Source organism: Natrinema ejinorense, from assembly GCF_002494345.1.
Classification (GTDB): domain Archaea; phylum Halobacteriota; class Halobacteria; order Halobacteriales; family Natrialbaceae; genus Natrinema; species Natrinema longum.
Genome location: NZ_NXNI01000001.1, coordinates 728,359 through 741,698 on the forward strand (window position 1 = coordinate 728,359; position 13,340 = coordinate 741,698).

Sequence of the window (13,340 nt, forward strand, 5' to 3'; positions counted from 1 at the left end):
ACGGCGACCCAAAAGGGGTAGACGGACGAAAAGAGTGAACCGGGCCCTGCTCGGGGCGGCGACGGATCAGTCGTGGACCAGCACGTCGAGCACGTCCGGGCCGTCGCGATCGAGCGCGCCCTCGAGTGCCCCCTCGATTCCGTCCGGCGTCTCGACGCGTTCGGCGCGCGCGCCGTGGCTCTCGGCGTTTTGCACGAGGTCGACGGCGGGCTCGAAGTCCATGCCGACGAACTCGTAGTCGTCTTCCTCGCCGCCCATGATGGAGAGCGTGTTGTCCTTCAGGATGCGGTAGTTGCGGTTGTCCGAGATGACGACCGTCAGGTCGAGATCGTACCGTGCAGCGCTGTAGATCGAGTGGGGGTAGTACTGGTAGGAGCCGTCGCCGATGAAGCCGATCACGTCGTCGGGATCGTCCCGCTGGGCCTCCGCGACGGCGGCACCGACTGCCGCCGGCAGCCCGTAGCCGAGGCCACCGCCCTTGTTCGAGATGTACTGTTCGGGAGCGAGATCCCAGCGGGTCAACATGGCGTACTTCGAGGTGACTCCCTCGTCGACGATGGCGGCATCGCCCGCGACGCGCTCCATCGCGTCGACCAGCTCCGCCTTCGAGGCGCGGGGATCGTCCTCCGCGTCGCCTTCGCCGTAGCCGGCCATCTTGGCTTCTGCCAGCTCTTTAACCTCGGCGACCGCCTCGAGGCGATCGGCCACGACATCGTCCGAGAGTCGCTCCTGAACGCGTTCGGTGATCCCCTGCATGACGAGGCCCGGATCGCCGATCACGGCTGCGTCGGCCGGCTGGTTCTTGCCCACCTGCCAGCTGTCGTCGCTCAGGTGGATGCAGGTCGTCTCGGGATCGACCAGCGCCTCCTCGTGGCGGGTCAGCGTCGTGTTCGTCGAGACGCCCGCAAAGCAGATCGTATCGGTATCCATCAACATCGCGGCCAGCTCCTCGCTGGTCGGCAGGTAGGAGACCCACTGCTCGTGGTCGGTCGGGAAATCCACTTCACAGGAGAGAATCTCGCCGTGGACGCGGGCCCCCGTCGCCTCCGCGAGGTCGACCGCCGCGGCGACGGCGTCGGCTCCCGAGCGGGCGACGTGGTCGCCGACGACCATCACCGGGTCGTCGGCTTCGGCAAGCAGGTCGGCGGCCCGCTCGAGTTGGGCCGGATCGCCGCTGCCGCCGTTCGGAATCGGGCCGAGCCGTTCGGGCTCGGCGTCGGTTTCGCTCATCATCACGTCGAGGGGGAGCCCCAGGAAGACCGGACCGGTCGGGGGCGTCATCGCGACGCGGAAGGCCCGCCGGAGCATCGCCGGCAGCGCCGAGACGTCGAGTACCTCGTCGGACCACTTGCAGAACTCCTCGGCCATATCGACCAGGTTTCCCGAGAGAATGGGCTCCTCGTGGCGGAAATCCGTGCTGTGATTGCCCGCCGTCACGACCAGCGGCGCACCGGCGATCTTGGCCGCATAGAGGTTGCCGAGTCCGTGGGCCAGGCCGGGCGCGATGTGGAGGTTCGCCACCCCGACCGGGGTAACGGAGTCGTCGTGGTGTGCGTGATACCGCCGCCGCTGGGCGTAGCCGCCGGCCATCCCGACCGCGATGTCCTCGTGGAGGCCGAGCCGGTACTCGAGGTCGCTCTCGCCGATCGCGTCCATGATCGGGAGCTCGGTCGTCCCCGGATTGCCGAAGACGTAGTCGACCCCGTAGTACTCGAGCGCGTCAGTGAAGAGATCCGCACCGGTGTAGCTATCCGTCATGCACCCTCGTGATAGGCCACACCACATCAAACTGTGTGTTTCGGAAGCCCGAACGCCGTCTTTCGGATCGTCGCCGTGGCATGGGTCCCCCACCCGAGTTATTATACGTCAGTTCGTTGTCGCTCGGGATATGCCCCTCGCGAGGGACGGCTCCGGCATCGATGCGACGGCTCGAGCGTTCTGGTCGCAGGTCCATCCCGTCTTCATGACGCCGCCGCTTGCCGCGTCGCTGTTCGGAGCGATCCTCGCCGGAAGCGTCGATCCGCTGCTCGCCGGGGTCCACGTCGTCGCGATGTTCGCGGCGGTCTACACGGCCCACGTGAAAGACGGCTACGTCGATTTCCACGTTCGAGGGGAGGACGACGACCACCCCTTGACCGAACGCGGCTGTCGGACGGCACTCACACTGTCGACGGCAGTGTTCACGCTGTGTTGTGCCGTCCTCGGCGTCCTCGTCGGACCGATCGCGGTCGCGGTGACCCTCCCGACCTGGCTGATCGCCTACCACCACGCGCCCCAGCTCGACACGAATCCGGTGACGGCGACGACCGGCTACCCGCTTGGCATCGCCCTGTCGGTCCTCGGTGGCTTCTACGTCCAGGCCGCGACGATCACCGCCGTCCCGCTTGGCTTCGCCGTCGTCTTCCTCACGCTCCTCTCGGGGATCAAGGTGATCGACGACGCACAGGACTACGCCTACGACCGCTCGATCGAAAAGCGGACCGTCGCAGTGGCGGTCGGTCCCGATCGCGCTTACGACGTCGCGTACGGACTCATGACCGTCGCGTTAGGGGCCGTCGTCGCCTTCGTGGCCGCCCGGGTATTCCCCATCACGGCGCTTCTCGCGGCCCTCGCGTTCGCCGCGGTCGCCGGTATCGCGCGGCGAGCCGAGCCGGAACTCGCGACGATGTTGCTCATCCGCGGCTCGTACGTCTTCTTGGCCGTACTCGTGGCGGCGGTCCGGTTCGATCCGATCGGCCGACTGCTGTGAGCGACACCGTCCCCGACGAGGCCGTCTCGAGTCGGTCTCACAGCGACTGGCCGTGTCCACACTTCGGACAGTACATACGGCCCGCTTTGACGAGCGTGAAGCTTTCATCACAGTGGCCACACAGACAGCCGACCGAGACGCCGACTTCTCGGCCGAGTGCAGCGACCGTATTCTGGAGTTGCCGTTGCCGACGCTCCGCAGCCTCGAGGCGGTCGTTGAGGACGGCTAACTCTACCGGAGTCGCTCGGTCGCGCCGGGGACCTGAAACACGGGTTGGACGAGGGGTCATGGCACCTGTAGGAGGCCAACAGTCAAAAGCTACTCTCTACCCGATAGAAGGCCTGATACTGCGAAAAATAGTCGGATACACTCCTCCGGACACTGGCCGTTGACCGCGTCGCCTCTCGGTTCCGAATTCGCCACGACTGCAACGAGCAGGGCTCCGTGAGCCCCGATTCGCCGTCGCCAGTCGCTTTCGCGGTGTCTCTCCGGTGGAATTCCGAAGTTGCGTTTACCCGGCTCTGTTGAAATCCTCAGAGGGTTACAGATTCGCCCGGTAGTCTAATCGGATGAAAGCCCTCCCGAAGTCGCGGTTACTCCGGTTCGTTGAGCAAGCGATGCACTTGGCTCGGCGAGCTGTCACTCGTTACTCTTCTAAGTTCTCGAAACAGCGGTACACACTTCACCAGCACATCGTCCTGCTTTGTCTCAAGGTTCGGAAGAATACGACGTATCGGACGATTCTTGACGAACTTATCGAGATGCCTCGGATTCGGAGCGCCCTCGATCTTGAAGAAATTCCGGCCCCTTCGACGTTGTGTAAGGCGTTCAGCTGCCTTGACATGGCTGTTTGGCGGGTTCTTCTCAATCTCTCAGTCACGCTTCTCCCAACCAACGGTGTCGTCGGAATCGACGCCTCCGGCTTTGATCGCAGTCACGCTTCGAAACACTACACCAAACGAACTGAACTTACGATTCAGCAGCTCAAAGTGACGCTGTTGGTTGATGCGAAGGTAAACGTAATTCTCGATTTACACGTGACGACGATACGAAAACACGATAGCCAGATCGCTCCATCGTTGATCAAGCGCAATCCCGAGAGTATCGATATTCTGCTCGGTGACAAGGGGTACGACGACCAGAAGATCAGACGACTTGCCCGTCAATATGAGGTTCGTCCACTGATCAAGCATCGTGAGTTCACATCGCTCCATAAGGCATGGAACGCGCGCTTAGACGCTGATCTCTACGGCCAGCGGAGTCAATCCGAGACTGTCAACTCAACGCTCAAGCGGAAGTACGGTGCGTTCGTCCGGTCACGACGCTGGTGGAAACAGTTCCGTGAACTCACCATCGCCTGTCTCATTCATAATGTAGACCGATCACTCTGAGCGGCACTGTCTAGTTTAGCACCTCGGCGGGAGTCTGTCCGTTAAGTGACTGGTGCGGTCGTTGTGTGTTATAGTAGTGTACAAACTGTTCAAGCCATTCTCTGACGCTCGCCCGACTGCCCACCCACGAGTTATGGAAGCGGTCAACTCGCATCTTCAAGGTGTGAAACCACTTTTCGATCAGGTTTCTTTCGACGTAGTTGAGCTGACCGCTCAATCCTAATCGAGAGAGGGCAGTCAGATAGCCGTAGCCATCGACGAGAAACACCGTGTCAGAGCGATCGTGTTTCTCGGTCAATCGATGGAGGAACGCAGCGGCTGGATCGGTGCCTCGGCGTCCAAAGACTGCGACATCGAGAATCAACCGTGCGTCTAGGTCGATTGCAGCGTATACCCAAGACCAATCGCCGTTAATCTTGACAGCGGTTTCATCAATGGCGACCCGCGACGGCTTCGCCGTCGGCGGGTCTGGCACGCTGTCAGCCAGCCGATGTACCCAGTGACAGATCGCTTGATGAGAGCGTTTTACGCCGATCAAGCGAAGAATCGCTTGTGTCTCTCGAAGCGAACAACCGGTCGCGTGAAGACGGACAGCGAACACCCTGACGGGCGTCGCCGTCCGCTCACGCTCCCAAGCTTCATCAAATTCCGCCGCGTAACACTCGCTGAGCAGGTCTGCGAGCATCATCCTCAACTCACTCCATGACCTGCTCGCTTCTCAAACCGCGCTAACTAGACGGTGCCTGCTGACCCGATTCTTCGTAAGGGAGAGACTCTCAACTCCGGGGAGTACCTCACGATTTGTTACGAACTCCATCACGTCCTACTTCCCGAATTATCGGATGAGGGGTTCGTCGAGTTCGACAGGTTCGAAGACAAGGTACGGCGAGGAATGAAATTCAACGAGGTACGTCGGTTTCTTGAACAGATCGATGACGATCATGACGAGTAACCTGGTCCTGTAATCGATTTGCTACTGAATGCGCGCTTTGGGCTTGCACGACTACTTGAACAACTATCAGAACTGGCAGAACCCTCAGCGATCGATACGCAACTCTCATCGACCGGCTGTTTCAGGCGATAGTTCATCTGAAGAATGGGATTTCAACAGAGCCGTTTACCCCTTCTCTCGTTTGATCGTGAGCGTGACTGTGTCGATACCTGCTCCAGTATCGACTCGGGCCACCTCGAGATTATCGTAGATTGTTAGTTGGTACTCACGATCTTGATCACGTCGCCTTCCTCGAGTTCGTACTCCTCGCCGATCTCTCGATTCGACTTGGCGTTGACCGCGTGGAGGTAGCCGTCGCCGATATCGGAGTGGACGCTGTAGGCGAGATCGACCGGCGTCGAGCCCTCGGGCAGCAGGAAGGCGTCGGGCAAGACGTTGCCGCTGCCGTCGGACCACTTCGAGGCGTCCTCGACCGGGTAGGCGGTGAGGTGCTCGAGCAGGTCGTAAACCGCATAATCGAGTGCCGTCTGGACCCCGGTGCCGCCCCACTCGGCCATGGTGTCCGCGAGGCCCGTTAGGGCCTCCCGTTGGGCGTCGTTGACGTCGTCGCCGATCGCGATCGTCTCGTCGCCGGGGTCGTACTCGACGAGTCCGTTGTCGGCTGCTCGGCGGAGCGCGAGTTCGCCCTCGGCGGTCGTGGGAATCACGGGTTTGTCCAGTTCGAGCAGGCGATCGACGTTCTCCTCGGGTGCGACGTCGATCTTGTTCGCCGCGACGACGATCGGTTTGGTCCGCCGGCGAACGTCACGGGCCAGCGCTTCGCGGTGCTCGTCCTCCCACTGGATGGGATCGTCGGGATAGTCGAGATCCCGAAGGGTCATCGCGATCTGTTTCGGCGACGCGCCAAAGCCCGAGAGCATATCCGCCAGCGCGTCGTCGATGTCGAAATCGGGCGAGCGGGACTTGCGTTCGACCGACTCCCAGTTACGATCGACGATGCCCGCCAGCCAGAGGTCCATCTCCTCTTCGACGAAGTCGATGTCCTCGAGCGGGTCGTGCTCGCCGATGTCGACGGGTTCGCCCTTCTCGTTCGTGCCGCCCGAAGCGTCGACGACGTTGACGATGACGTCGGCGTTCGTGAGCTCGTCCAGAAACTGGTTGCCGAGCCCCTTCCCTTCGTGGGCACCGGGGACGAGCCCCGCCACGTCCAGGAGTTCGATCGGGACGTAGCGCTTGCCGCCCTCGCAGTTGTCCGCGTTACAGCGCTCCTCGCGCTCGAGACAGGGGCATTCCGTCCGGACGTAGCTCACCCCGCGGTTGGCGTCGATCGTCGTGAACGGATAGTTGGCGACGTCGACCTCCGCCATCGTCGCCGCCGTGTAGAACGTGGACTTGCCGGCGTTTGGCTTCCCGGCAAGCGCGATCGAAAGCATACCGGTCCGTAGCCCCGTCGACAGGAATTGTCTTTCGATTCCGCGAATCCGACGGGAGCCGTCGTGGTGGAGTCGGCCACCGGTTCCCGTCGCGACCGTCGCAGGGGTCGATCCGACTCGTTAGTCTCGGAGTTCGACGGCCATCATCACCTCGTCGACGTAGTGGCCGTCGAGTTTGTAGTGGTCTTCCCGGATCGCTTCGGTCTCCCACTCGTGTTCCTCGAGGAACGCGATCGCCTCGTCGTTGGTCGAGGGAACGCTCTGGTAGACCTTTTCGTACCCGTTAGAGCCGGCCCACTCGAGGCCCCGCGAGAGGAGGTGCGAGCCAAGGCCGTGGCCCTGATACTCCTCTAGGACCCCGACGGTGAGTTCGGCGGTGTGGCTCAACTTCTCGAGTTCCGGCGCGTGGAGGTGGACCCAGCCGACGACCTCGTCCTCGACCGTCGCGACGAAGAACATCCGGGACTGGAGTTCGTTGTGCCGGAGCAGGGCGTCCTCGTGATCGATCTCGTCGGCGACGCTCTCGGCCACGATGTAGGTCTTCTCTTCGGCGACCCGCCGGATCGCGCCGACGATCCCCGACAGGTCCTCCTGGCGCGCCGGCCGGATATGGAACTCGAGGTCGTCGGAGACGTACTCCTCCTCGGCACCGGCGTCGATCGTGACTCTGAGCTCCCCGTCGTCTTCCTCGAGACGGCCGTCCCGCTTGAGGATCGCGACGTGATGGCGGAACCCACCGGGGTCGAGGCCCAGGCGGTCCCGTGCCTCGTCGGGGTCGACGACCCCGTGTCGCTCGACGTACTCGTATATCCGTTTCCGGTCCGTGTGACCGAACTCGAGCGTATCTGTTGACGCCATGCTACTTGCTACCACTTTCCAGTACTTAATCTTTGGCCGGCTGAAACGCTCGAACTCGCCGCTCTCCCGAGCGGACAATTAAATCGAAAACTGGTGCAGGCGGAAGGGTTTGGGCTGGCCGTTCTTCGGCCCGAGCGTGCGGGTCGTCTCCGCCTCGGCGGGCTCCCGAGGGGTGTGGCTCTCCGGTTCGATGATCGACGCGAACGTGGTGGTCGCTGGCTGTGCGCTCGTCCTCGCGGTAGCGGTCGGGTTGGTTGCCCACGAGTGGACGCACGCGGCGGTGCTTCGACTCGCACGCGTCGAGTACTCCGTTTCCTACTTTCCTGGACGTTCCGACGGGATCCTCGGACTCCTCGTGGCACGTCCCTGGGCCGTCGTCTCGCCCCGGCCAACCGGCAGCGAATCTCCCTGGGCGCTCCGTCTGGCAGCACTCGCACCGTTCGTCCTCGCGGTTCCCGTCTTCGGACTGGCCGGTGCCGGCTACGTGACCACCGAGACACCGATCGTCGCCACGGCGGCTATCGGCTGGCTCGCCTGTGCGCTCCCGAGCCCGCAGGACTTCTCGGTCGCCTTCCACGTCCATCGACTTCTCGAGGAGACCGCCGAATCGAACACCGTCGGCCCCGCTCGCGCCGATTGACGATCGTCGGTTCTGTCCCTCAGCCGGCTGGCGACCCGAACCTACGCGTGGAGCCAGCCCGTCGACCACGCATGTGCGCCCGTAACGATGGACATCGCGACGAGAACGATCCCTGTGGTGATGAGTCCGGAGATGGGGACGAGCCCTGCAGCGGTCGTACCGACCAACAGGGTACAGAGGGCGATCGTCGCCGCGTACCGCTGTGGCCACTGATCGGAGGGAGCGGGCTCACGAGCGGGATCGAGATAGGAGTCGAACTGTGCCGTTTGCGGCGTCGCTTCGACGACGCCACGGTCCTTGTCGTAGTTGATGATCCCGTGATTGTCGAGTTTCGGAAGGTGGGACTGATATAACGAAATGTAGACCCGCTGGCGTTCGTTGGAACTGAGACTCTCGACGCTCGTTCCCTGCTCCCAGGCGGCGACCTGTTCGGCGAGCTCCCGCAACCGGACCGGTTCCTCTCCGTCACGAACGTAGCGAATCACGTCTCGACGGCGTTTCGTCTGCAGGAGATGGTAGATCTCGTCCAGCGATAGTTCCGGGGGGCTCTCGACCTCGTCGGACGCTCGCGCCGACTCGTCGGCGGTATCCATCCGGTTGCGTCCGATCACATCGAATCTCGCTGAACAATATTCTCGTCGAACAAATAAAACTACCCACTATTTACGGGCGACGTTCCGACAGGGCAAAAATCGAACTCCGGGCCGTGAGACGGCCCGTTATTGGCCCGATAGTGAAGCGGTCACACAGCCACGAATGACCGCGTCACGATGCGTGAGCACGGGTGATCCACCGGCGTTCACAACGCTTCGGCGTGTCGGGATCGGCATCACGCCGACGTTCTATTGTTACTACGTTCACTAATAAAGCTATTCATTGCCTCAAATTCGAGCGATAGATGGAGAATAGATTGTTTCCGTGCAGTAATATGCCCGTACGTTGTACGGATTGGCTCGGAGAACGGTTACCGAGACGGATCCGGATCGGGTTCGCAACGCGAGTCGACGACGAGCGTTCGATTCTCAGGGATCGATCGTCATCGGGGCGGTTCCATCGGACAACTCCGCGCTGACGAGCGCGGCGTGACTCCGACGGAGCCGTTCGGAGAGCGCCTGATGTGAAATATCGAGTTCCGCGGCCAATTCCTTGAGTGTCACCCCTCTCGGGACGTCGAAATAGCCGAGTTCGTGGGCCTTGCAGATCGTTTCGTACTGCGTTTCGGTCAACGGTGTCCGTGCGCTCGCCAGGTCGTTGACGCCGCTGATTCTGGTGACGTCGACGCCGAATTCGTATTGCTCGAGGAGTTCGTGACACGTCGAGACCGACGCCCGGTCGTGAAAGAGCAGCTTCAGTTTCCAGCGACCCTCTCGGCCCTGGGCCGTCAGGATCGCGCCGTCGTTTTCCGTCACGATCTCCTCGAACAGCTTCACGCCGTCACCGAACTCGAGTCGGAAAAGCCACCGGTCGTGCTGGCCGATATCGGCTGCGTCGTCCGTCGTGGCGTTCGTCCCGTCAGCGGCCACGCTCGCGAGGACGTCGACGGACGGATCCGCCTCGAGCGCCCGCCTGAGGGTGTCGCGATCCGGACCACTCGCCCAGACGAGCGGCGGCGATCCACCGATCATGCCGCCGATCTGGAACTCGAACCCCGACACTCGATCGAACGTGCGAGCGAATCCGAGTCGATCGGTCGGAACCTCGAGTTCGACGACTGTAGTCATCATCGGGTTCCACCACAAAGACGTATAGACGGATTTGGTTTCCGGTAGCCTTTCCCGCAACCCAATTCCGATGACTGTCACTTCCGGGTGAGCCTCAGCTATCACAACCGATTGCACCACAGGAACGTCGAGACTGCTATTGACGACCGAAGGAGAACGGTCCGTAGCCCCAATATATAAATTCACAAACAAGTCTCGTGACTCCCTCCGGACACCACCCGAGCATCGGGGCCGATCCATCGCGTTCTCACTCCCTGCGACTCCCGGCCAGAGACAAGTACGATCCCGGTCTTCGTCCGGCTGGCCACGGGTGAGCGATCGACCGACAGGGACTGCACGGCATCACTCGCGTGGCCGCTTGCGTGGGGTGGGTGCCGACCGGGGGTCGAAACCGCGAGCTTCGTCGCTGCCTCGACCGTCACCGTGTTATGCGGTCGATTCGCACGGCTCTCTTCGGAAAGCAGGACTTTTAGCCACTGGTGGACTGGGATTCGTCATGATGACTCGCGACTCGCTCGAGCGGAGGTGGCAGCGATGACGACCGACGTGACCGAAATTACGGTGATCGGAGACGACGACACCGGGCTGGTTGCCAACGTGACCAGCCTCCTGTTCGAGCGTGGGATCAACATCGAGGACCTCGATCAGGCGGTCCGGGACGGCGTCTTCCGGATGTATCTCGCCGTCGACACCAGCGAGATGGTCTGTACGGAGGAGACGCTCCGCGAGGACCTTCACGACCTCGGCGACGACCTCGGACTGGACGTCCAGGTCCGGTTCCCCGCCGACCGCGAGACCCAGCAGATCGCCGTCCTCGTCACGAAGGAGAGCCACTGCCTCGAGGTGCTGTTCGAGGCCTGGGCCAACGATGAACTCGGCGCGGACATCGGGGTGGTCATCGGCAACCACGACGATCTGCAGCCGCTGGCCGAACACTACGACGTCCCCTTCCACGACATCGGCGACGAGGGCGGCCAGCAAAACGAGGACCGACTCCTCGAACTCCTCGCGGAGTACGACGTCGACCTGATCGTCCTCGCGCGGTACATGCGGATTCTCAGCCCCAACGTCGTCTTCCGCTACGAGGACCGCATCATCAACGTCCATCCCTCCCTGCTGCCGGCGTTCCCCGGTGCGGAAGCCTATCGGCAGGCGATCGAAGAGGGCGTCCGCGTGGCCGGCGTCACCGCCCACTACGTCACGACCGACCTCGACCAGGGACCGATCATCACCCAGCGCGCGTTCGACGTCCCCGACGACGCGGATCTCGAGGGCATGAAACGCCGCGGTCAACCACTGGAGGCCGACGCCTTACTCGAGGCCGTCCAGCTCCACCTCAACGGCGACGTCTCCGTCCACCGCGGTCGGACCTCCGTCCGGGAGAACGGCACCCGCTACCAGCTCGGTCTCCCCGAAGAGATCGAGGAGTTCACGCCCGATCGACCGGTCGACGGCATCGGCAGTGCGGTCGCCGACGACCAGTAACGGACACCCCGCGGAGAGCGAGTCACCGCCCACGAACTACCGGTTACGACGAGTCGAGGACGGCACCCGTTCCCGGCCGTTCGAGGCCGGCGAGATCGATCCGGCCGTCGGGCATCGGGACGCCGTCGGCGGGATCGTCGGCCAACAGCAAGGAGCCGTCGAGGTCGGCGTAATCGAGCAGCGGCGCGAGGTGACAGGCCGCCGCGATCGAGGCGTTCGATTCGGTCATACAGCCACACATGACCTCGAGACCGTGGGCACGGGCGGCACTGATCATCCGTCTGGCTTCCCGGAGCCCGCCACATTTCATGAGTTTCAGGTTCGCGATGTCACAGCGGTCCGCGATCTGCGGGATATCCGCGAGCGTCACGCAGGACTCGTCGGCGGCGATCGGCAGCGCCGAGCGCTCGTAGACGAACTGCAGCCCCTCGGGATCCTCCGCGGGGACCGGCTGTTCGACGAACGCGAGGTCGAACTCCGCGAGCCGGTCGATCTTCGTGAGCGCTTCCTGGGGCGTCCAGGCCTCGTTCGCATCGACGAACAGCCGGGCGTCGGGCGCAACTGACCGGATCGTCCGGACGATCTCGAGATCTCGGCCGGTGCCGAGTTTGACCTTGAGCGTCCCGTAGCCGCGGTCGACGGCCGTCGTCGCCTTCTCGCGCATCGTCTCGAGGTCGTCCAGCCCGATGGTGTAGGACGTTTCGAGGGTCTCGGTCGGGTCGAGTCCCCAGTATCGATACAGCGGGACGTCGAACCGTTTCGCGACGAGATCGTGTAAGGCGATGCTCACTGCGGTCCGAGCGGCCGGATTCCGCCGGACCGTCTCACGCATGCGACGCTCGATCCGCTCCAGTTGGTGAGGATCGCCGATGTCTTCGACGATCGCACAGAGGTCGGGCAGGACGGCCGCGACGGTCGCGGCAGTCTCACCGTAGTGTGCCGACGGCGCTGCCGCGCCGACGCCGGTCGTTCCGTCGTCGGCCCGGATCCGGACGAGCACGATCTCGGTCTCGGTCGTCGTCCCGCGGGCGATCCCGAACGGATACTCGAGGGGAAGCGAGCGACGTTCGACGGCGGTCTCGAGGGACATCTCAGCAGAGCACCTCGAGCAACTCGTCGGTTCCAAAGCGGAGCACGTCGCTCGCGGGCGTGCCCAGCGCGTCGGCGTACTCGTCGACGGCCGTGCGGGCGTGTTCGTCGTCCTCGAGGCCGGCGGTGTTGAGCGCGCCGGCGACGACCTGACTCTCGGCGACCGGCGCGGCGATGCGCTCGTAGAGGTCGACGTACGTCGGGATCGACGGCAGCGAGAACGACTCGTAGCCGTGGATTTCCTCCCGGCCGGCCTCGTGACAGAGCACGAGGGCGTCGGGCATCGACCCGTGGAGTATCCCCAGCGTAACCGGTGAGTACGCGGGATGAACGATGCTCCCTTGCCCCTCGACGAACAGGTAGTCGTGATCGTCACCCTTCTCGAGGATCATCGCTTCGACCGCACCCGCCGTGAAGTCGCTGACGACCCGATCGATCGGGTTGCCCCAACCCTCGATCACGATCCCCGTCTGCCCGGTCGGGATCACGGCGGCGTCGTGGCCGGCCCGGCGGGCGTCGCGAGCCAACTCCATCGTGGTCGTCATCTTGCCGACCGAGCAGTCCGTACCGACGGTGAGGATCACCTCGGCGTCGACCTCGCCGGCGACGCCGTCCGCGACCGTGAGATCGGCCGGCGGATCCCGAATATCTCGGAGCTCGCAGTCGTTTTCCGCCGCCAGTCGGGCGAACTCCTCGTCGTCGGCGAGGAAGTAATGCAGTCCCGAGATCACGTCACAGCCGACCTCGAGAGCCGTTCGGACGTCTTCACGCCACTGTTCGTCGAAGCCGCCGCCGATCGGAGCGATCCCGATCACGAGCGCATCGACATCGGTCGGGTCGAGATCGGCCATCCCGGCGACGATCGGTGCGTCCTGGACGTCGGGGACGAACTCGGCGACCCGTCGGCCGGTATTCGCGCGGTCGAGAACGGCGACGGCTTCGTGGTCGGAATACCGGAGCACGCCGAGAGCGGTCTTGGCCTGGTCGGGAAACAGTTCGTGGGCGAGGATGGCAACGCGCAT

Annotated in this window: 12 protein-coding genes; 4 read left to right on the top strand and 8 right to left on the bottom strand. The window is 63.3% G+C overall.

The window, feature by feature from the left end:
- Positions 1-66 precede the first annotated feature (66 nt).
- On the bottom strand, positions 67-1,758 hold the full coding sequence (locus tag CP557_RS03750; protein WP_097378672.1) for a thiamine pyrophosphate-binding protein: 1,692 nt from the start codon (positions 1,756-1,758) through the stop codon (positions 67-69).
- A 130-nt stretch (positions 1,759-1,888) separates the two neighbouring features.
- Here CP557_RS03750 and CP557_RS03755 point away from each other — a divergent pair, with 130 nt between their 5' ends.
- Positions 1,889-2,749 (top strand): UbiA family prenyltransferase, encoded by an 861-nt coding sequence (locus CP557_RS03755; protein WP_097378673.1) that lies wholly within the window; start codon positions 1,889-1,891, stop codon positions 2,747-2,749.
- A gap of 569 nt (positions 2,750-3,318) precedes the next feature.
- The gene (locus CP557_RS03765) at positions 3,319-4,140 is read left to right on the top strand and encodes an IS5 family transposase (RefSeq protein ID WP_097378675.1); all 822 of its coding nucleotides are present in this window, start codon (positions 3,319-3,321) and stop codon (positions 4,138-4,140) included.
- Positions 4,141-4,150: 10 nt separating this feature from the next.
- Here the strand turns inward: CP557_RS03765 and CP557_RS03770 are convergent, their stop codons facing one another.
- The 3 genes from CP557_RS03770 to CP557_RS03785 all read right to left on the bottom strand — a co-directional run bounded on the left by CP557_RS03770 (position 4,151) and on the right by CP557_RS03785 (position 7,383).
- The gene (locus CP557_RS03770; RefSeq protein ID WP_097378676.1) at positions 4,151-4,828 is read right to left on the bottom strand and encodes an IS6 family transposase; all 678 of its coding nucleotides are present in this window, start codon (positions 4,826-4,828) and stop codon (positions 4,151-4,153) included.
- A 518-nt stretch (positions 4,829-5,346) separates the two neighbouring features.
- The gene (locus tag CP557_RS03780) at positions 5,347-6,525 is read right to left on the bottom strand and encodes a redox-regulated ATPase YchF (protein ID WP_097378677.1); all 1,179 of its coding nucleotides are present in this window, start codon (positions 6,523-6,525) and stop codon (positions 5,347-5,349) included.
- Between the two features lie 120 nt (positions 6,526-6,645).
- Complete coding sequence (locus CP557_RS03785) at positions 6,646-7,383, bottom strand: GNAT family N-acetyltransferase (RefSeq protein ID WP_097378678.1); 738 nt, start codon at positions 7,381-7,383, stop codon at positions 6,646-6,648.
- Positions 7,384-7,573: 190 nt separating this feature from the next.
- Here CP557_RS03785 and CP557_RS03790 point away from each other — a divergent pair, with 190 nt between their 5' ends.
- Positions 7,574-8,023 carry a hypothetical protein gene (locus CP557_RS03790; RefSeq protein WP_097381520.1) on the top strand — a complete coding sequence of 150 codons (450 nt, stop codon included), beginning with the start codon at positions 7,574-7,576 and terminating at the stop codon, positions 8,021-8,023.
- Between the two features lie 41 nt (positions 8,024-8,064).
- On the opposite strand, the gene CP557_RS03795 is transcribed toward CP557_RS03790, so the two are convergent.
- Together CP557_RS03795 and CP557_RS03800 are read right to left on the bottom strand one after the other, a co-directional pair.
- Complete coding sequence (locus tag CP557_RS03795) at positions 8,065-8,634, bottom strand: DUF7344 domain-containing protein (RefSeq protein ID WP_097378679.1); 570 nt, start codon at positions 8,632-8,634, stop codon at positions 8,065-8,067.
- A gap of 411 nt (positions 8,635-9,045) precedes the next feature.
- On the bottom strand, positions 9,046-9,744 hold the full coding sequence (locus tag CP557_RS03800; protein ID WP_097381521.1) for a helix-turn-helix domain-containing protein: 699 nt from the start codon (positions 9,742-9,744) through the stop codon (positions 9,046-9,048).
- A 534-nt stretch (positions 9,745-10,278) separates the two neighbouring features.
- Between CP557_RS03800 and CP557_RS03805 the strand changes: the two genes are divergently transcribed.
- Entirely contained in the window at positions 10,279-11,229 is a 951-nt protein-coding gene (locus tag CP557_RS03805; RefSeq protein ID WP_097378680.1) for a formyltetrahydrofolate deformylase, read from the top strand.
- Between the two features lie 43 nt (positions 11,230-11,272).
- On the opposite strand, the gene CP557_RS03810 is transcribed toward CP557_RS03805, so the two are convergent.
- Both CP557_RS03810 and CP557_RS03815 read right to left on the bottom strand, forming a co-directional pair.
- Complete coding sequence (locus CP557_RS03810) at positions 11,273-12,319, bottom strand: dipeptide epimerase (protein WP_097378681.1); 1,047 nt, start codon at positions 12,317-12,319, stop codon at positions 11,273-11,275.
- A 1-nt stretch (position 12,320) separates the two neighbouring features.
- Complete coding sequence (locus CP557_RS03815; protein WP_097378682.1) at positions 12,321-13,340, bottom strand: DUF1611 domain-containing protein; 1,020 nt, start codon at positions 13,338-13,340, stop codon at positions 12,321-12,323.

Excerpts from the sequence above, each read along its gene's own strand:
- CP557_RS03800 (WP_097381521.1), bottom strand. The coding sequence starts at position 9,744 with ATGACTACAGTCGTCGAACTCGAGGTTCCGACCGATCGACTCGGATTC.
- CP557_RS03780 (WP_097378677.1), bottom strand. The coding sequence starts at position 6,525 with ATGCTTTCGATCGCGCTTGCCGGGAAGCCAAACGCCGGCAAGTCCACG.
- CP557_RS03770 (WP_097378676.1), bottom strand. The coding sequence starts at position 4,828 with ATGATGCTCGCAGACCTGCTCAGCGAGTGTTACGCGGCGGAATTTGAT.
- CP557_RS03805 (WP_097378680.1), top strand. The coding sequence starts at position 10,279 with ATGACGACCGACGTGACCGAAATTACGGTGATCGGAGACGACGACACC.
- CP557_RS03815 (WP_097378682.1), bottom strand. The coding sequence starts at position 13,340 with ATGCGCGTTGCCATCCTCGCCCACGAACTGTTTCCCGACCAGGCCAAG.
- CP557_RS03810 (WP_097378681.1), bottom strand. The coding sequence starts at position 12,319 with ATGTCCCTCGAGACCGCCGTCGAACGTCGCTCGCTTCCCCTCGAGTAT.
- CP557_RS03750 (WP_097378672.1), bottom strand. The coding sequence starts at position 1,758 with ATGACGGATAGCTACACCGGTGCGGATCTCTTCACTGACGCGCTCGAG.
- CP557_RS03790 (WP_097381520.1), top strand. The coding sequence starts at position 7,574 with ATGATCGACGCGAACGTGGTGGTCGCTGGCTGTGCGCTCGTCCTCGCG.
- CP557_RS03785 (WP_097378678.1), bottom strand. The coding sequence starts at position 7,383 with ATGGCGTCAACAGATACGCTCGAGTTCGGTCACACGGACCGGAAACGG.
- CP557_RS03765 (WP_097378675.1), top strand. The coding sequence starts at position 3,319 with ATGAAAGCCCTCCCGAAGTCGCGGTTACTCCGGTTCGTTGAGCAAGCG.
- CP557_RS03755 (WP_097378673.1), top strand. The coding sequence starts at position 1,889 with ATGCCCCTCGCGAGGGACGGCTCCGGCATCGATGCGACGGCTCGAGCG.